The sequence below is a fragment of the Haladaptatus ordinarius genome (assembly GCF_054177595.1).
In genome coordinates, this window is the sequence record NZ_JBPEHH010000080.1 from 1 (window position 1) to 18,777 (window position 18,777).

At 53.1% G+C, this 18,777-nt stretch carries 16 protein-coding genes; 3 read left to right on the forward strand and 13 right to left on the reverse strand.

Annotation, left to right across the window (positions count from 1 at the left end; translation table 11 throughout):
• Positions 1 to 44 precede the first annotated feature (44 nt).
• From ACR3FF_RS20540 to ACR3FF_RS20570, 7 genes are all read right to left on the reverse strand, one after another.
• Complete coding sequence (locus tag ACR3FF_RS20540; RefSeq protein WP_458190000.1) at positions 45 to 2,432, reverse strand: type IV secretory system conjugative DNA transfer family protein; 2,388 nt, start codon at positions 2,430 to 2,432, stop codon at positions 45 to 47.
• Positions 2,425 to 3,489, reverse strand: a complete 1,065-nt coding sequence (locus tag ACR3FF_RS20545; protein WP_458190001.1) for a DUF8128 domain-containing protein — start codon at positions 3,487 to 3,489, stop codon at positions 2,425 to 2,427. The genes ACR3FF_RS20540 and ACR3FF_RS20545 overlap by 8 nt, the downstream gene beginning before the upstream one ends.
• The gene (locus ACR3FF_RS20550; RefSeq protein ID WP_458190002.1) at positions 3,486 to 3,746 is read right to left on the reverse strand and encodes a hypothetical protein; all 261 of its coding nucleotides are present in this window, start codon (positions 3,744 to 3,746) and stop codon (positions 3,486 to 3,488) included. Before ACR3FF_RS20550 ends, ACR3FF_RS20545 begins: the two co-directional genes overlap by 4 nt.
• On the reverse strand, positions 3,743 to 6,655 hold the full coding sequence (locus ACR3FF_RS20555; RefSeq protein WP_472850161.1) for a VirB4 family type IV secretion system protein: 2,913 nt from the start codon (positions 6,653 to 6,655) through the stop codon (positions 3,743 to 3,745). The genes ACR3FF_RS20550 and ACR3FF_RS20555 overlap by 4 nt, the downstream gene beginning before the upstream one ends.
• Positions 6,656 to 6,698: 43 nt before the next feature.
• Entirely contained in the window at positions 6,699 to 6,971 is a 273-nt protein-coding gene (locus ACR3FF_RS20560; RefSeq protein ID WP_458190004.1) for a PrgI-related protein, read from the reverse strand.
• 153 nt (positions 6,972 to 7,124) lie between these two features.
• Positions 7,125 to 8,300 (reverse strand): TrbL/VirB6 family protein, encoded by a 1,176-nt coding sequence (locus tag ACR3FF_RS20565; protein WP_458190005.1) that lies wholly within the window; start codon positions 8,298 to 8,300, stop codon positions 7,125 to 7,127.
• Between the two features lie 238 nt (positions 8,301 to 8,538).
• The gene (locus ACR3FF_RS20570) at positions 8,539 to 8,943 is read right to left on the reverse strand and encodes a hypothetical protein (RefSeq protein ID WP_458190006.1); all 405 of its coding nucleotides are present in this window, start codon (positions 8,941 to 8,943) and stop codon (positions 8,539 to 8,541) included.
• A gap of 261 nt (positions 8,944 to 9,204) precedes the next feature.
• Here ACR3FF_RS20570 and ACR3FF_RS20575 point away from each other — a divergent pair, with 261 nt between their 5' ends.
• Complete coding sequence (locus ACR3FF_RS20575; RefSeq protein ID WP_266080753.1) at positions 9,205 to 9,438, forward strand: winged helix-turn-helix domain-containing protein; 234 nt, start codon at positions 9,205 to 9,207, stop codon at positions 9,436 to 9,438.
• Positions 9,435 to 9,605, forward strand: a complete 171-nt coding sequence (locus ACR3FF_RS20580; protein WP_458190007.1) for a hypothetical protein — start codon at positions 9,435 to 9,437, stop codon at positions 9,603 to 9,605. The genes ACR3FF_RS20575 and ACR3FF_RS20580 overlap by 4 nt, the downstream gene beginning before the upstream one ends.
• 207 nt (positions 9,606 to 9,812) lie before the next feature.
• On the opposite strand, the gene ACR3FF_RS20585 is transcribed toward ACR3FF_RS20580, so the two are convergent.
• The 6 genes from ACR3FF_RS20585 to ACR3FF_RS20610 all read right to left on the reverse strand — a co-directional run bounded on the left by ACR3FF_RS20585 (position 9,813) and on the right by ACR3FF_RS20610 (position 16,968).
• On the reverse strand, positions 9,813 to 10,748 hold the full coding sequence (locus ACR3FF_RS20585) for a hypothetical protein (RefSeq protein WP_458190008.1): 936 nt from the start codon (positions 10,746 to 10,748) through the stop codon (positions 9,813 to 9,815).
• A 626-nt stretch (positions 10,749 to 11,374) separates the two neighbouring features.
• The gene (locus ACR3FF_RS20590; RefSeq protein WP_458190009.1) at positions 11,375 to 11,611 is read right to left on the reverse strand and encodes a hypothetical protein; all 237 of its coding nucleotides are present in this window, start codon (positions 11,609 to 11,611) and stop codon (positions 11,375 to 11,377) included.
• A 551-nt stretch (positions 11,612 to 12,162) separates the two neighbouring features.
• Positions 12,163 to 12,873, reverse strand: coding sequence for a phosphoglycerol geranylgeranyltransferase (locus tag ACR3FF_RS20595; protein WP_458190010.1), 711 nt, complete (start codon positions 12,871 to 12,873; stop codon positions 12,163 to 12,165).
• A gap of 235 nt (positions 12,874 to 13,108) precedes the next feature.
• Complete coding sequence (locus tag ACR3FF_RS20600; protein ID WP_472850162.1) at positions 13,109 to 14,140, reverse strand: DUF7972 family membrane protein; 1,032 nt, start codon at positions 14,138 to 14,140, stop codon at positions 13,109 to 13,111.
• Positions 14,141 to 16,323: 2,183 nt separating this feature from the next.
• A complete protein-coding gene (locus ACR3FF_RS20605) occupies positions 16,324 to 16,497 on the reverse strand; it encodes a hypothetical protein (RefSeq protein ID WP_458190012.1) in 174 nt (57 codons plus the stop codon).
• 132 nt (positions 16,498 to 16,629) lie between these two features.
• Positions 16,630 to 16,968 carry a hypothetical protein gene (locus ACR3FF_RS20610; protein ID WP_458190013.1) on the reverse strand — a complete coding sequence of 113 codons (339 nt, stop codon included), beginning with the start codon at positions 16,966 to 16,968 and terminating at the stop codon, positions 16,630 to 16,632.
• A gap of 345 nt (positions 16,969 to 17,313) precedes the next feature.
• On the opposite strand from ACR3FF_RS20610, the gene ACR3FF_RS20615 reads away from it, so the two are divergent.
• On the forward strand, positions 17,314 to 17,925 hold the full coding sequence (locus ACR3FF_RS20615) for a hypothetical protein (protein ID WP_458190014.1): 612 nt from the start codon (positions 17,314 to 17,316) through the stop codon (positions 17,923 to 17,925).
• Positions 17,926 to 18,777: the final 852 nt, after the last annotated feature.

Here is an 18,777-nt window from a genome sequence, read left to right on the forward strand (position 1 = left end):
ATCTCCCGAACACGTGGTATCGAGAGGCGAGACAACCAGCTCCGTCACGCCAGACGCTTCTTGAGGAGGTGAATGCAGCACTGTATGCTGGTTTTACGTCTTAACCGAATACGAATGGTGTAGAATCGCCGTTCGTCAGCCACCGGGTGATTGCTCCGACAACAGAACGGCGCGTTCGCGACTGTCTCATACACATTTTCGGCGACATCCTCTCGGGCGAAGAACAGGCAGCGATGTCCAGCGTTGTGAGCTTGAGCGAGATTTTTCACCGTTTGTGAGGGCTGAGTGCTGCCAGTCGTGTGTTCACTCTCAATATAGGCATCTTTTGCTCCCGCAAGGCGATTCAAGAGGGCGTGATTGTCTCGGTAGGTGGTCACTTTGGCGGTGATCTCTTCAGGATCGTCGGTGTCGTTAATTGCAAGCATCTCATCAACTCGGGCGAGACCATCCGGCATTGCATCACCCGTCTGATCTGGGATCTCGAAGATAAAGCCCAGCTGTGTCATTGGGACGTAGGCATCAGCCATCGGTGCCCAGTGTTCTGCCCCGCCGTCATTCTCGCTATCGCCGACGTTCATGAAGCTCCGAGAGCGCACCTTCACTTGGCTTTGGCCGCTTTCTTCGCGATACTCAAGGTAGGCTTCGGGGATGTCCTTGAGCACATGCCGCCACGCACGTTCAGCGGTCTCGACGCCACCCCGTGCAGGTAGATAGTCGGTGAGGCGATCGAGACACGCCTCAATCGGCATGAACTCACCTGGTCGTCCCTGCCGGATGCTCTCGTCGTAGATGGCTTTCAGTGCCGCGTTACGCGCCTTTTCATCATTCGCCGTGTCGAGTGTCTTAGCGCTCGCTTTCTCCGGGGTGACGGCTTCGTTCATCCCCCCAAACTTGAGCTGGCGCATCATCTCGTCGTCAGTGAGTGGCGGGGCCGCGAACCGCTCCAGACTTTCAGTGATAATCTCCTCCGCTTCGTCTTCATCGCGGATGTTCGGATACGGCGCGAATGTCTTGAGCTTGAGCGCACCAGAGAAACGAGTCCCGCCGTCTAACGGGATTCGTGACCAGATTCGATGGTTTTCGAGTTCGGTGAAATCCTCGATATCACAGTCACTCAACCGCCGTGTGAGTGGGCGGGCGTCTTCGTCGTCCAGTACGCGAAAGAACACACCCGTGTTGCAGTTGTTCTTGACTGGCTTGAGCACACCCGACTCTTTGAGTTGCGTCGGATACTGACACGCCAGCGTTACCGAGAGACGCATTGAGCGGGCACGTGCCAGCATGTCGTCGACGTCAAGATTCCGGTGGAGAACGCGGTCGGCCTCGTCGAGGATCGCGAAGAACGGAGTTTTCTCCGCGCCTTCGATCGAGCGGTTCTGAATCGCATTCCACAGCGGGCGGAGCGTGCCGAGTGTCACGAGTTGCTTGATATCATCGTCGGAGACGGCCGTGCGAACGATTACGATCTTCTCGTCATCGAGGATGTCCCGAAAGTCGATCGTACTCGCACGACACCCCGCGATCCGGCGGGTAACGGGACTCTCGACCCAGGGTTTCAGCCGCGTAATCACGGGTCGGACGGCGTCGTCATCCATTTCGGCGATTTCGGAGACGAACTCACCGACCCACGGATCGTCAATCTCCTCGGCGAAGTCTTCACGCCGTTGGGCGTTCAGGAGGACGAAGTACATATCGAGCACACAGTACTGCTCGTCTCGGTCCTCGATTTCGTGATTCGCCTGCATCATCGCCCGGGCCATCGACTCCACAATGGCGTTCATCCGCGGTCCCCAGTAGTCGTCACCCGATAGAACAGCTTTGAGCACCTGAATGCGGTCAGTGACGTGCTGTTCAAGCTCCATCTCGCTCTCACAGTCTGGCACTTCGAGGAAGTTGATTCCAATACTTCGGTCGTGGTCGTCGTCACCCGGTTCGATCCAGATTACGTCGTCATGCCGGTACTCGGGGAGTTTCTGGAGGAGTTCTTTGCTGTCCTCGGCCTTCGGGTCGAAGTAGATGAACCCGTAGCCTGCCCACGCGAGTTGCACCATCCAATTCAGCATCTCGGTCGTCTTCCCCGCGCCAGTGGTTCCAACAACCCAGAGATGTTGGAAGAGCTGGTTGAACTCCACTGGTGCTGGATCGAAGCCCTGCTGGGCGCTGTCGTTGTACCCAAGCCACAGTGGCATGTCTGGATGATCACGAGCACGTTCGAGCAATTCGCGGATTTCTGGGCCTGCCACCGATCCCTGTTTTTCTGTTTCGGTGATCGTTTCGGTCATCCCGTCCGCCGCATACTCTGCACCCGTTTGGGTGAATCCATACGGTTCGTTCGTGATCGTCGTCGGAACGGAAGCGCTCTCTTCGGCTTTACCCTCCGCTGATTCATCCGTCGAATCGTCTTCTCCACTCCCGAAGAGTCGGTTAAGCATCTTTCTCCCCCGTGATGTACCCGCTGTGTTCGTCGGATCCAACTGGTACCTCTTCGCCGCGCTTGGTCTGGCGGCGATCGAGCTGGGCAATCGAGATATCCGCGGGTGGAAGGTGTACGATCGGGGCGATCTCTAACGACGTGAGCAGCATCTTTTCGCCCGACCACTCCCGGCGGGCCATCGTCTCTGCCAATGTGTCCGGCGAACTACTCGGCTCGACGATGAACGCCTGCTCAGTCTTTGAGTTGTAGTAGCTCGCGAAGGAGGCACCAACCGCCTCAGCATGGTGCTTGACTGCTCCCTTGTCGTCACCGACCGAGAGATGGCGAATCATCACATCGAACGCCTTCTCTTTCGCGCGCCGATCGAGGACGTTCCCGATCTCCGTTGCATCGGCTGTCTCTTTCTCACGTTTGGTCTCGGCGAGATCGTGGATCGTGTAAACACCGTTCAAGTGATAGTAGAGTTCGGTGAGATTTGTCGTGAGAAGGCGTCCTGTCTGCCAGTTTCGCGTTGTCGGGCGGAACATGACTTGGATGACGCTCCGGATCGGTTCTCGGCCAGTAGCACCACCAGCTTTCACCGCATCATCTACGATATCGCCGAGGACGGTCTCGTATGGGTCGTCTTCGCGGAACCCTTCGAGGTCACGGCGACGAATTGGCCACCATCGGTGCTTTCGGAGCATCCATTCGCCACCGGCAACATAATCCCCCTCATCGATGTGTATGAGGTCGGCCTCTTCCCGGCGAACGTCCGAATCAGGATACTTGTGCCGAAGCCGGGTCAGAAACCAGTGGAAATCATCACTACACGGCAGGTAGCGGAAGCTGATCTGCTCACCGTCGTAGACGATCTCCGCTGCACGGGGCACGCTTCGTTTGCCACTCAGGTCTGAGTGAGAGGGATGGACGGATTCGAACCACTCGATTGCAGTGTCTATCCCGCCGTCGTCTTTGAACGGTCGAACGCGAATGAGCTCATCACTGGCTTGGTTGTTGGACGCTACACCGAGTTGTGCAGCATGGTACTCGGCTGACCGACTGAAGCGGCTCATCGACCTGCCCCCGGAATGAGTTTCGAGGCACCAATCAGCACACCGATGATAGCGAGATACGACGCAACGATGTCACCGAGCAGCGCGTTGAATTCCGGTGCCGAGTAGCCCAGGAACGCCGATACGAGACTGTTCGTGAAGAAGACCGCGAACATCCGTTCAGCCAGGAACGTTGAAAACTGCTGGACGAGTGGAACACTCGCGAGAGTCTGAAACGCGGCCACTACGATCTCGACAGCTTGGAACAGGAGGCTCATTGTTCGTCACCTCCGTCAGTCGCCACTACCGAACGGTGCGCCTCTGCCTCACCCTCCGATTCGTCACTGGGGTGCTGCCTATCATCGAAGCGATCGCCAAGCTGGCGCTCTAGGTAGTCGTGCCAATTCCCGTGATCACTCGGCTCATAATCGACAATCGAGAACTCGACCGGGTTCACATCCATGCTCATCTCAACCCGCTGCGGGTAGCACTCCCGGGTTCCGTCTTCGTCGACGGCGAGCAGCATCTCAGAGTAACCACGGTCTTTGTCGCCCGGTAGAGCACTATTGACGAAGGTCGCTTCCTCGGCGTTCAGCCCGATTTCACTCCCAAACTCGGGCGTCATATCGTCCAGGTGGTGGAAGCACATCATCGAGGAGTTGTTGAAGATGACTTCTGCCTGTGATTTGAGCGCACTCGTCCCCTCGTCGTCTTTCGCGTAGAACTCACTGATCGACTGGGTGGAGAACAACAGCGAGAGGTTGTAGTGGCGGGAATGACGAACGACCTGCTCAAGGAACGTCAGGTTGTCCGCGTGCTTGGTGAGATACTGTGCTTCGTCGATCAGGATCATCGTCGGATCGTCGCTCTCTTTGGCCATCTCGTAGACCGATGTGAGGAGCAACCCGAGCATCAACCCCGTCTCACCTTTCCCCTCCTTGAGTTGGAGATCAAGGTAGAAACTCCCGCCATCGGCGTTCAAGTCGAAGCCAGTTTCCTTCGTGAAGTGGCGGTAGCGCGTGCGGAATGCTTCAATGTCCTCTGAAAGCACTCGCTCAGCCGCTTCGCGGGTTCGCAGCGGCACGTCCGTTTCACTCAAATCAGCATCGAGGAGGTCGCCCATTTGGTGAATGTCGGGGTTGTCGCCGACGCCAGCAATGTGCGCGATCTCCTGAATCACGTCCCGAAGCGTTGGTGATTCGTTGCCGTGCGTGCTCGGGTCCTTCGTGATTCCCTTCTCATTGTAAGCACGCCGTCCAGCTTTCTCCCAGACGTTCTTCTTCTCTGCTTCGAGTTCTCGGCCTTCGAGGTCGTAGAACGTTTCCACGAAACTTATGAAGCGCTCCATCGCCTCGCTGAACGGCGTAGTTCGCCCGACGACCGATAGCTTCTCCTCGGGCGTCTCTTTGATCTCCAGCGGATTGAGACCCGTCTCACCACCCACGACGATCTGCTCGGCATCAAAAAGCTTCGACGGGCCTGCAAGCCCTTCGAGTGGGTCGATGAGGACAACGTTCATCTCGGGATTCCGCTCTTTGAGTTGGGTGAGGATTTTCTTCGAAGTCGTCGATTTCCCACTCCCGATCTTGCCGAAGACCATCATATTGTAGCCCATTCCCCGGAGGTACGGATCGACAATCGTGGGTTCGTCCCGATCGTGATGGATACCGACCTCGATTCCCGACGGCTCGTAGATATTGTTCGACGTGTAGGGCATCTGTTTTGCCAATGCACGCCCAAGCATCGGTGTCGCCTTGTTCATCGAATCATAGACGAGTGGGGCGGCCGAATGGGCCATCTCTTCCTGCTGAAAGTGTGCAGGCACAACCTCGCACCGAGCGGGTTGCTCTTTGAATCGCTGTTTCATCGTCTTCGCCGCATCGAGCAGCTGCTCTTCAGAGCTGGCACGAAGGCTCACATACGTCGATGTCATGAACAATCCCGACCCTGATTCGGTCAGAGAATCCTCGATGTCAGAAGCTGCTTGCCACTTACGATAGGCCGATTCGGCTCCCCAGTGGCCCTCCTGCTCTTTCTTTTCGTAGTCGCTCTTGTGTTTGATCTTGTTCTTCTGGGACTGTTGGCGGGCGTCGGATTTGGAGACGCCGAGTGCGTGCGTTGAGAGCGTAATATGCACGCCGGGTGTGTTCAACACGTCTCGGAACATACCGATGTCAGGGTTCTCTGGCCAATTCTCAACCCACATTCCAAGGACGTAGGTCTCTTCGTCCAGGACGAGATAGCGCTGATCATCATACCGAACCGACTCGGGAGCGAGAAATGATCGATAGTTTTCGGCGAGTGGATCACTGTCCTTTGCCTGCACATCAACCTCGTAGTCTGCGTCTACATCGGCGTTCGCACCTACAACCGGCGAATCATGCATCAGTGCCCGAATCGTCTCATCGGGAATCGTGGCCGCATTGTCCGCTCGGTAGTAGGAGCGGAGCAACCGCGTGAATTCGACCAGCGAGATCGGCGTTCCGGTGATGCCATCAACACTTCCGAGGGCTTGAATCACACTTTCGACGCGCTTGGTCAGCCGAGCAGTCAGGTCAGTGCGAAGCTGCTTGAGGTCATCGCCGTAGTTGTTCATCCGACGGGCCTTGATCTGATCACCGATGAGCGGGAGGTTGGTCGCACTCCCGAATAGTCCGGCAGCATCGTCCCACGATTCAGAGAGTTCGACTGGCATGACCTTCACGAGGATGTAGTGCTCGCGAACGAGCACACTCTCGTGGTCGTCGTCGATGATCTCCACTCGTTCATCGAGCAGGCGACGTTGCAGACGGTCCATTCCCGTGAGATCCTTTTCGTCGGGGCGTTCAGCGGCCATCTCGTGATAATCCTCGCGATAGCTCTGCTTATCGAGCGACCGAAGCGTGCTGTACTGCTCAATCTCGAAATCGACGGTTGTTGAGAGGGCTTCATCCAGCTGCTTGATGCGGTCCTCCCATTGGGACGCCGTTTTCGTACTCATATTCGCTGGATCGACGCGGATGGCGGCAACGACCGATCGGTCTGCCAATTCCACGGCGTTGTGTCCCGGAAGTGGCCGATTCACGGGAACCCACTCTTGGGTGGATTGGCCGCTGGTACTCGTCACGAATCGACGGACGAGAGGAACTGTTTGGAAGAGTTTCTGTGCGGTCGGGTGTTCGTTTGGGGGTTGGGCGTTCTGACTCATTGTCTTGGATGTTGAAGTACTGGTTTGCGGGCGATACTGTGGGTTAGCGGCGGTTCTGACGGGAATGGAGCTTCACCGATTGGCGGGTGAGCCATTTCGTCCGTTGGGCGACGAACTCGCCTGCCGTGAGGTACTCCGGTTCGACAGCGAGCACAATCCCCGCACCCGCTAACGCGGCGAGCGTCAGGAGAATGCCCGCGATTTGGAGTCGCTTCGGGAGGAATGGTGTGAGAGCCAAGGCCCCGAGTGCCGGATAGATGGCACGAACGAGTTCGTTCATGTCCCACCGGCCGAAGACGTCCCGTCCGCTAGCCATTTGATCGAGGACTTCTGCTCCGGGTGAATCTGACATATGTGATCTGGGTGTGTAGTGAATCACCGCAGCACAGTGCCGCTCGAACACGACACTGTTTGACTGCGAGTGGGAGGACAGAACCCGTCCTCCATGGTTGAAAGTCGATACTGGCTGTCAGTCATCGTCTGGGCTCGCTCTGTTCGATTCTGCTGTGTAATTCCAATCCCGGCTGTTCACACGTCGCTTCCGCATGCCCTCCTTCCCGCCATCGGTCCGAACGGCTCGAAATCCGTCTCGCTTACTCTGGACCCATTGCTTCGCGGATTTCGTGCGCTCACCTGCACGCTGACGAATGTTTCGTAGCTGGTGCTCACGGGACTGGATCCACGTGGTCGCTGATTCTTTGCGCTCTTTGGCACGCTCGTAGGATTTCTCCATACCATCCTTCGTAGGACGAGTGTTCCCCGCCGCCTTGCTCATCTTCCCCGCGTAGCGCCGCGTTGCGATCGACGTCCAGCCGAGAATCGCGACTGACAGGATCGCACCACCGAGGAAACCCATTCCGGCGAGCACGTCCCCGAGCGGACCGAATCCGAAATCGAAGTCGATGATCAGTCCAAGCCGGAGGAGGAAGGCCGCCGGGAAGACGAGGACGAGCAGCGTGACGTAGTGCCACGCCAACCGAGCGAAGAAGCCCCGCATCCAGTCAGCCGGTGCCGTGAGTGCCATGATCACCAGGAGTGGCATGCACACCTGATAGAGGATGAGCAGCGCGTGCCGCGTGCCGTACATGAGTGCCAGAGCAGCAACTTCCGAGACGCCAGCACCATGTGTCAAGACGACTGTGAGAATCGCACCGGAGGCCACTTTCACGAGCCCATTCAGCGTCGTGACCATCTCTGCCCCACTCGGGGCAAGCGTGGTCGCAAGTGCATTGTTCAGCCGGGCAATTGCCGTCCCGATCTGCCACCAGAGGCCGATGAACATCCCGCCAGCCGTCGTCTTGACAAGCAAATCACTCCCATCAAGATGCTGTCCGATGCCGGGTGTCGTGACCTTGATCGCAGAAAACCAGTGGTTCAACACCAGGAGTATCATCGACGTTGAGCCGACGTATGGAACATAGAGCTGCCAGAAGACGGCGTTCCAATTGGGATTCTGATTCTCCACGGGGTAGCCAAGGATACCGAGGTAGCCATCGTTCGTCGGGTATGGCGTCCCGACGATGAAGCCGGTGAAGGCGTTGATGAAGTCCTTGAACGCCTGAGTGAGCTGATTGGCAAGCCATGTCCCAGCCAGATAATTGACCGCGATTTTCGCGGTCTCTTTCGGCCCCGGAATATCAGGCATGACCCCACCGAAGCCACCACTCCCGGACGAGCCACTACCTGGCGCATGCGAGCCATTGGCTGGCGTCGTTGTCGTCGAATTATTGGACATAGACCCGTTGGGCGGAGTGGCTTGGAGCATCGGTTGTGACGAGTGAGGAGCGGCGGCAATCGCCGGCGAAATCAGCAGTGGCACCAGAAGGGCCGCGGTAAGACTGACAACCAACACTCGTCGGGTGTTGGCGTGCATACATTCCTCCTCAGACACCGGGTAGACAGCTGGTGTCGACCGGGAAAGCCATCCAGCCCATCATGATGCCGAGCAACGAGAGGCCGACAAGGGCGCTAATGAAGCCCTTGTGCCCGTCCATCTGCATGCTTTTGAACGTCCCTTGCTTGCCACTCGACATCGAGAGTGCTTGTCCACCTCCACCGATGAGTTGGCTCAGCGCGTACGCGCCAACGAGGAACGTCCCGCCAGCGGTGAGAAAGAACGGGAGTGCCTGTCCGATGAACTTGGATTGATTACAGACGTTCACACTCCCACTCGACTGAGCGGCGACACGACCGATAACGAGGCCTGACGTAAGCGCGACACTGTATGCCTTCGGAATCGCTTTTGCAACCATCTCATCCGTGACGCCGAGTGCTTGACCAGCACGCACGGCCACTGTGTCTAACAGCTCTATACCTGCATCAACGGTGCCAGCAATTGTCTGTGAAACAGAGTCACTAGATGCTGCTTCTGACCCACTTCTGTCGCTCTGTTCGTGGTTTCTTGAGGGAACCATATTCCATCCTACTAAACTAGAACTAGAAATAAATAGTTTACGGACAGTAGTGTCTTTTCGTATTTGACTGTCCGTAAACTACAATAGGTCAATGACAGACAACACTTACGTATGATACGCTACGAATTGCAGCCGATGGTTCGACTAAAGGATGTTGACAAGCAAATACTCGACCTGTTTCACGAGGGAGATCGAACGCAATCGTATCTGGTCGACGAAACAGGCTACACGAGGCAATACATCCATCAACGATTAGAAGTGCTGGAAGCAGCGGGCTACATCGAAAACATCCACGCCAAATCCGCACTGTACCACCTCCTCACTGACCCACGCGAAAACACCGAGGACGACCAAGACTCAAACTCATGACTGCACTCAAAACCACACTCATCGATGCGATCAAGCACAGCCGAAGAGTGCGCTTCTGGGGCGCGATTCTCGCCGCTGTTATCGTTACCTACGTGTTCGGGATCGAGGGATCAGGTGCCATCATCATTATCCTTGGTACCTTCCTCATTGCGAAATGGAGGGCGTGACGATGGGAGCTATCGGAAAAGGTGCATCCGCAATTCTGTTCGCGTTTGGAGCTCCGTTCCTCGCTTTCGGTCTCTCCTTCATCGGGTTCTGGTACTATCTTTCAATGTACCTTCCGGGTGTGTGGGCAAAGCGAGTAACCTTCCTTGTCTCGCTCACCTGTGTTTTGCTCGTTCTCCGTAAGCTCAGAACTGTATGATCAGTCGGGATCAAACCGGCTTCCCATCAACCGAGATATTCTCCATTACGTCGCCCGATCCACGAAAGAGCACGTTCTCTGTTGCCTGCCAGCCGGGCGTCTGAACCTGTAGATTCCGAACGGTGACGTTGCTTGCTGCATCATCAACCACGAGTGCTTTCGTCGGCGACTCGTGGATCGTTATCGAGACGTTCTCAATCAACGCTTTCTGCACCGCATGAAGGACAGTGAGGCTCCATCCAGTCGGCTTCTTCTGGATGATCTGTGTATTCTTGACGGTACAGAAACCATCATCTAGCCGGATGGGACGCTGTTCGTAGTAGAACTTGTTTCCGAACGACTGGTCGATGATGACCTTACACCCGATGATCTTCGAGTTCTTGCCGCCAATTCGGATGTTCGATGCCTGTGAATTGCCTGCAATGCAGCTTATCACTTCGACGGTACCGTCTCCTGTGCTCGGATGCCCGCCGATCACGTAGATTCCGTTATCAGGCCACCCGCCACAGATGACCCGTTCTAAGCGGAGCTTCCCCTGCGTGCGTGGATGCATCGTAAACCCCGACGTCGCCCACGACCGACCGGCATACGGCCCGCCGTCGTAGGTATCTCGCGTGTTGATCGTTTTTTGGTAGGTGAGCCCACCATGTCGAATGTCGATATTCCGGGCCCGAATGAACGCATTCTCAGTCGCGGGGTTCAGTCGAAATGGTCCCTGACACCCGAGCGAGTGCATCCCGACTTGCCGGATATTCTGAATCACCGATTTCCCGGCCGTATGATGGTTCAGAATCTGCATCCCTTCGTTCTTCCCACGCCAATCAACTGTGAACCCACCAAACACGAAGCGTCCCTTGTGCGGCGTATCAGGCACGCCGATTTTGAAATGCTGAGCAGGGCCGTGATACTCCCCCTCGGTGACATCGAATCCCTCGATTGCTTCCACACGGCCGTGCGTGAGGACCGCATTCTGCCCGATAATTCCGAGATTACGGAGTCCAACGTGACGATGGTTCGTATTCAGCTTATACCGACCGGGTGGAAAGTAGACGAGTGTATCGTCGTCGATTACACGGTCGAGAACATCATCGACCGGTTGCTTCCCCGTGTTGTCTGCACCCTCTTTCGCGATGTTGACTCGGTGTTTGAAGTGGTCGGTATACTTGGTCGGATCGAGTCCCGACGGCGTGCCATTTGTTGAATTCGTGCTATTGGTGCTGTTCGATCCATTATCAACTGCTCCAATTCCACTGCCATACACACACCCGGACAGTGACGCAAGACCGAGACTACCGGTTGTCGCGAGAAACGCCCGTCGACTGTGCGATTCGTGGCCATCTGTGTCAGCGGTTGGTGGTGGTGTCATAGGAGAATCACTGGCGTTTCAGTGCAGGTGTTGTTTCTAGAATACGTTATTACACAATCTAAATAAGTTTTACGTACGTTACTATGTGGATTGAAGCGGGTTTTTTAAATTTCAGATGCCTTTGTTAGCATTGTATACTAACAATGAGGTTAAAGAAAGAATGAGAGGCGGGAAGAGCTCAAAACGCGGGCAGACCGAACGACGAGTTAGCGAGTAGTACCGGGAACGAGATCCCAAACGTTCTCTGTCGCGACGTACTCACCGTCCTGCTCTTCGATGTATCCTTCAGCAAGGGCCTCGGCTATCGAATCATCAATATCGCCGTCAAAGCGACCATGCTGGGTTGCAATCACACCAATGTGGTCGCGATCGATTGTCGCACGGTTTTGCCCGCCCGTGTTATGCTCGATTATCCGAGCTATGATTGCGGCATTCTCGCTCATATCGAGTGGTAGTGCCCGAACGGCGTTAAATCGGCTGGCTGTGTTTGTTAGTATAAAATTCTAACCAACAGTAAGCGTGTAAACTGAAGGCTCTCTTAGTCTCGCGAATTCGAGTTAGCTGTACGATAGCATCCAAAGGCGTATCCAAGCCACACAAGAGCCAAGGGTATCATAACGAACTTTAGAAAGTCGAAAAACAGGGCGTAGTATACGACTGTCTTTCCGACCATGGAAAAATGAGGGAGCCATGCTGGAAGAGTAGTGACACCCTCTGAAATACCGGCCACAAATTTCGTCAGCAAATATTCACCAATTAGAACAGTAGCGAACAGGGCACCAAGGGCAACTACTGGACGTCGAAGGGTTGGGTCACGTCGTATCGATTGAGTAAGTTCCATATACATTTAGTTATCCTGAAGTGTAGTAAATACATATGGTGTCTCACTTGTCACGACCTCATTACTCCAATAGAACTGCCAACATCTCATGACCTAACTCCCAGAAATGCTACTCCCAAACGAGATCTCGTGTATCGCGTGTAGAAGGCACAATTACGTATCCTGATGCGCGTCCTTTGCTCCACGAACGGTTGCCTCAACCGCTTCGATACCAGCGTCATGAAGCACATCTCCGACAATGACCGTGTCTGCGACACTTGCCATCTCGTAGGCCGAATCATAGTCGTGAATTCCGCCGCCATAGAAGAGCTGCGCTGACGAGAGTGCATCTCGTATAGCAGCCACTACAGCTGGATCACCAAGCATACCAGAATACTCGAGATAGACGATCTGCTGGCCGAGGATCTGTTCGGCGAGTTCAGCATAGGCAATGACGTCATCGACGTCGAGGTCACAGTCCGCCTGCGTGTACGTCGCGACCGCTGACGTTGGATTGAGGACGATATAGGCTTCAGGATGCACGAATGCCCACTCAAGATCCGAAGAGCGAACCCATTCGTGGTGTGCTCCAGTGAGCCACGTTTTGTCACCCGCATTCAGAACGATCGGGATCAGGTATCCAGAAAGTGCCTCGGTATGAGACGACGACGGACGGTAAGTCGGCTCAATGAAGATGGGAATCTCGGTAGAAGTGAGTGCATCGAGAATTGAGTGAACGCTGGATTCAGTGACGTTCGTAGTTCCTCCAACAATGATTGCATCTGTTCCTGTGTCCGCGATGCCAGCGTAGGTATCCCCGTCGTGGAGTGCTTTGTCTGGGTCGATTTTGGTCACGTGTTCCCAGTTCGCCCACGAAGTCACCATAGCTCACCGTAGTGCAATCATAGACAAACCGCTTTATTTCGGTGAATCCCAATTCGTGAAGCAGTTGGTCCACCGGGGGTCGCTATCAACCGATAAATCAGAACATACAGGCCGTATCATCCTCAAGTAGACAGCCGAAGTTCGCGGTGGGGATTCACATTCAGGGAGCGTACCACCATATGACCTGAATGAATCGTATAAAGCTCCATTTCAGCGGATTCGTTGAAATGAGTGTTTAATTCTCGAGGTCGATATCATCGCCACGGTCCGATTCGTGCAGAATGAACGGCCCGATCGCACTCGTCCGCTTCGCAATTGTCGCGATTCGCAGGACGATCGAGGTCAGCACAAAAAATGGGATGATAGAGATAGCTGAGGACGCACTAACGATCCAGATGATATTTGCGACGCCGAAGGTCACGCCCGGAAACGAGGTCGGTGCCAGATAGAGTAGTGTCGCAATCGCGACGGCCAATGCGGGGAATGCGGTAATCAGAATCGACCGGATGAGGCGGACGAGTTCCCACTGAAAGTAGAGTGCTTTGAAATGCTCGCGTGTCGGGCCGAAAAACATGAGCACGTCGATCAATTCATCGAACGCATTTCGTTCCTCATCGTCGAGACTGTCTTCATACTCCGACCGGAGCCATAGAGCACCATAGAGCTTCCACGAATGGTTGTAGTTCATGGCTGTGCGTAAGAGGTTGAATTCACCGAACTCGGCGTCCTCTAGCTGCTCTTCGACCTCGTTAGCGTTTTCGATGAGAGCGACAACGAATTGATCGACTTGGTCGCGTAATTCGTCATCGGTATTCTCTGCAAGAACGTCTTCGAGCGCCTCGGCACGATCTTTGCTTATCAGAATAAGTTGGCGGAGAAATGCCGCGGGATCGGGCAACCCGATGGTTCCGATCAAACTATCGACATCTTGGCGAAACTCTACGGTAGCCTTCATTCGTTCCCGTTGATTTTTTAACGACCCGAGTTCCTGCGAGAGGACTAGCTGACCGATGGTGACGACCAGCGTCACACCGGTGATGAGCGACGCAATGAATGCCTGGAATGCGATACCAACTTGATTTGTGTTGCTCATGACCGAGCGAAACGATGAGGGGCCGACTGTCCCAGCACCGACGAGAATTACGAACAAACCGAGCGTGAGCATGCCAGTAATCACCCACCGATCTCCATCGAGGAGAAACCAAAATCGAATTCGGGACTCATCCATCCGCCCGACCATTGATTCGTCCTCATCTGCGTCGCCCATGATGGCACATATGTCATCTACAGTGAAAAAGACGGCTGCTGAACATTATTATCCTCTTGGGAAGTCTGGTTTCGTGCTTTCGCGAGGGCGGCAACCTGGCCGAATCGACTGCCGGTTAGAGATTCAGGAGACAGTAAATTTGATCCATGTGCATATGAAGAGTAGATTGGTGGGGACCCAATTGTTTCACTGCCTCATGTTGCACTAAGCAGAACTAGGTGAGTCTGGCAGGCGTATCGGATTGTGTACTTCCGTTTATGCGGTTATGGAGCAGAAAATCGACCTCCTGCTGGATAGTGAGCGTAGATTTATCGTAGCAGAGGGAATACAAGCGAAAGACATGTCATCGCAACTCGAGTGACGCATCAAGTCGTCGTAGAGTTTATGAATAGTAGTAGAGATGAATTTCACTTGTTCATGCAGCACGAGCCATCTATTATGAGGGCCTTTACTTACACGAGTGACTACCGGTTTCAAATGTCTGCTCGTACCTGGAATCGGATGGCTGGAATTTGACGTGGACAGACTCCGGAAGTGTCCCATCGATCTCTAAGACAATTCGATATTTGACTTTGATGCCTTCACACGTGGTTCCGTCAGTCGATTCATTGGGATCTATCTGGCTTCCGAGAGTGATTGTGGCGGTCGCTGTCTCAGTAGTATACTCGTACGATTCGAATCGGATGTGATGACAGCCATTCGGAGGTCGAAGCCATCCAATGAGAGTTACCGTAGATGCTTCGCAGTTGAAATCTTGGTTAACAAATCCGTCGGGTGCTGGCAGTCTGTAGGTGATAATCTCAAAGGTCACGTGTGTGTTTTCTACCTGCGTCGTGAATGGGGTGGGCGAAGTAGTACTAGAATGCTTGTTTGTGATCTGTGATTGGGTTACTTGACCAAAATTCGATCCGAGACACCCAGTAAGACCAACACAGACACCAGCGATGACCGTTCGACGATGCATGATTCGTTATGTTTTGGTCGCAGCATAAACTTCGTGATGAGTGAAATAACGCTTTGACACTACTTTCCTTGTTGTCGCATCGGTATTCAGAGCACCGTCACGCTCTGTCGTGTGTGCCAAAGCATATCGTTAAGCTATCCGCTCACCTCTTAGAAACTATGAACAACCACTCATCACCCGCAGCTCGATCCGCATGGACAGCTCGATCGATGCTCGTACTCTTTGGGTTTCTCGCACTTACGTCACAACTCCCTGCCGTCGTTGATATCTACAGCAATGTGATCTTTCGACTACTCTTCATTCCGGCGTATCTTGTTTCAAGTCTCTTCTACGAAGGGCTTGGAATCGAACACATTATCTATGCTCTTGATGGGCTATTTCCAGGAGAACAAACTTCGCTGTGGGAGGTTGGGCAGATTGCCACGTATTATCTATTTGCTGTGAGTGCCACATGGCTTGGACGGTGGCTCGAAACCCGCAAACAGAAGCCGAATCGTCAAACGCCAACCAACAAAGGGGGGTGACTCCATGACATTCCGATACACCATTGCAGCAGCATTCCTGTTGATCGGTGTTCTATGGGTAGTCATGAGTTTGCTTAATCCGCCACAAGTGACCGCAATGGGCTGTTCGGAAACATACACGGGTCCAGACACCCCTCCAGAACAGCACTGTACAAAAACGACGGATATTGCGACAGGGCAATTGGTGTATGTCTTGGGAATCGGCGCTGGTGCGATTGTAGTTGGATACGTGCTCACTTTTAGTGATCGAATCTTTAACCGGATCTGAATTGAGTATCTATGTTACAAGTTGATCCGCGTCGATCTCGTCATCCCGTGTGTCCTCTAAAATATTCGCACGCTCACTGCGAAGCATATTGAACTGGGGTGTCTCATAGGCCATAGGAGACGCTATCGAGCAAAACGCCAAAGATATTGCAGCCTGATAGAGATAGAAACACGAGGGTTAGTATAAGCTACTAACCAGGACAGGCTCAAAGCCCGAAGCACGGGTGATAGAACAAACTCATACAGAACATAGCAACCCGCGAAAATCTTCCTCGTATATTCTCCTTGTCGCGAGAACTACTTAAACGAAAGTGAGTCGTCGAAGAGGAACCAAATGAGAACAAATCCGTATCAAGCGAGGATCAGCAGGTATCAGATCGATCGAAGAAGGGCGTCACCCAGGGAGAACGATAGAAATTGAGAACCAATTAGGCGGAATTTCGGTACCCATCCACAAGCGATAGCACAGCGAATATCACAATCGCCATGGCAAGTGCCAGAACGCCCTGCATTGATGGGAAATACACGCTCCAGATAATGAAACTCATAACTGCTGCAACGAGACACATCCCGAAAAGCTTCCAACCTGAAGATGCGTTCATAGGTGAAAATATTCAATCAAACGCGATAAACTTTCTGCGAATTAGAGGAATATTCCAACAGATAGGGAATAACAACCATAGTGTTAGGATAGACAGTAATCGAATTCTAGCTCGCGGTGAAGGGCTGTCGGATTATGGAGTGCCCACGTACTTGTGTCGCTCATAGAGATACAGGTAGGGGAGCACGAGTGCGAGCGGGGGGATGATCATCCAATAATACCAGCCAGACGGTTCCCAGTCAGAAACGGTGGTGACATATCGTTTATCGAAGTACACAATGAGCGGGGACAAGAGCATTATAACACTACCTAGGAGGGCGAATGGAGCCACGATCAACGACGAGTAGACATCGGTTGGGAGAGCAATGGCAAGGAGAGCTAAAATCGGAAAGATCGCTGCAAGCACACCGATGAGCATCCACCACTTTTCAGTAGGTGTGTGTTCAGATGTCGAGACAACTGTTTCGCTCATAGTATAGTGAACGGCACCCCTAATCATTAATTTATGCACAGTCACGAGTAGCAATCAGGGGTAGCGTCACCAAAGGCACCTCAAGAGAAGTCTTCCGGCGGTGAATCATATCGTCCGTTCTAGTGGTCGAGATGAGGTCATGAAATTCAGTGGGGAATCTATCAAGAACAAAAATAGGAATGAAAAATATCTGTTTTTGAGATGATGAGAGGTTCGAACAGACAAAATATGCTTCCTCGAAGGCGGTGAGATCGCCATTTCCGCTTCTGTTTATTTTGTGGAGAAGTGTAAAAGAGATATTTCACTGTACACGAAGCTTATTGTCTAATAGAGATATTCTCATACATGAAACGTCGAACCACACTACTCAGCCTCTTCTCCCTTTTCACAGTCTCTGCTGGCTGTCTTGGAAACGCATCGTCAGGTAACTCACCATTCCCAAAACGAGTTTCCGTCCAACAGACCGATTCGGTTCCAGAACGGTATCCGGTTGAGTTAACTATCGACGTCGTTCAGGCAGAACTCACCAAAACACAAACTGCTCATCTGAAAGCGACAGCGAAAAACACAGGTGAAGCGACGAGGGAGTTCGAGCCAGCCTACTACAAAGGTGCAAGCTCACGGGCAGGTGATTCGGGTATTCTCCTGTATTCCCTCCGTGCCCCAGATAGCCCACCAGCTAAGTATGTTCCTGACTGCATTGGGTCGGACGGCAAATCACAGGGGGAGCTACGTTGGTCAAATGAGTACTCCGGGACAGAAACCCTCGAACCGGGCGAATCATCGAGTGAAGAACTGATTGTTGTTGATGATCCCACTGTTGGAGGGTGCATTCCAACCGGGAAGTACAGATTTGAGACCCCGTACAACATCAGCGACGAAAACGGGTATGATGAAACGTTCACGTGGGGATTCACGCTCCGAGTCGATGAGGGAAGTACCGAGAAAACTCAATGATGAGGGGAAAAGAGAGAATTGACAGTTGGTTACTCGACTACCTCCCAAAATAGATTGATTGATTCAGCGTAGATTCTCCCTCGTGTTAAATAGAGAGCATAGATTTATCGCGGTAGAAAACAAATTAGTTCTATGAATAGACTCGGCATCAATAGTCAGTGGCTACTCACCGAAAGCCTCCGCATTGGAACAATCCTCTTACTCGGCTTTCTCCTCGCCCACTTTCTCGACGAATTCATCGCAGCGTTCGGTATTGAACTCCTCTATGGACTACGGAGTACTCTTATTGCCGTCATCCAATATACTGCTCTCCTCACTGGATTACTCTATGTGATTATGAAGGGAATCGATACGTCTTCGTCATCCGCCGTTCATCGTGGCGATTAGCAGTTAGAAAGCAGAAAACCGACTTTATATGCCTTTTGTACTATCTGTAGCTACAATTTGTAGTATTTTCGGATTAATGATTAGACGCCATTTGTTACTGGTCAGTTGAAATATTTGGAACTGAGATAATAACTGAGAAAAAGTATGGGGGCAATGAGAACAAAGACAAACCAAAGACCGGAGTCAAAGAGGATAGTTCCGACGGAACGATGAGGATAGTAAATTTTTGCCCAGATCATCATTCCGATGAGGAGCATACCCAGAACGGTAAAACCACCGAGTACCGGCCTTTCTTTAAGATATTCATTGAGAGCGTTGATCATTTGATACCGATTATTTCTTTATTAGAGCCTGTCTAAGAATTTTGCCTCACCAATCCTCCTGACGTCGGCTGAAGATACTCTTACACGGTTCGACGGATCGATTCGGCCGTCGACAAAAAAAGAGAACCGGGCTCAGTTATCC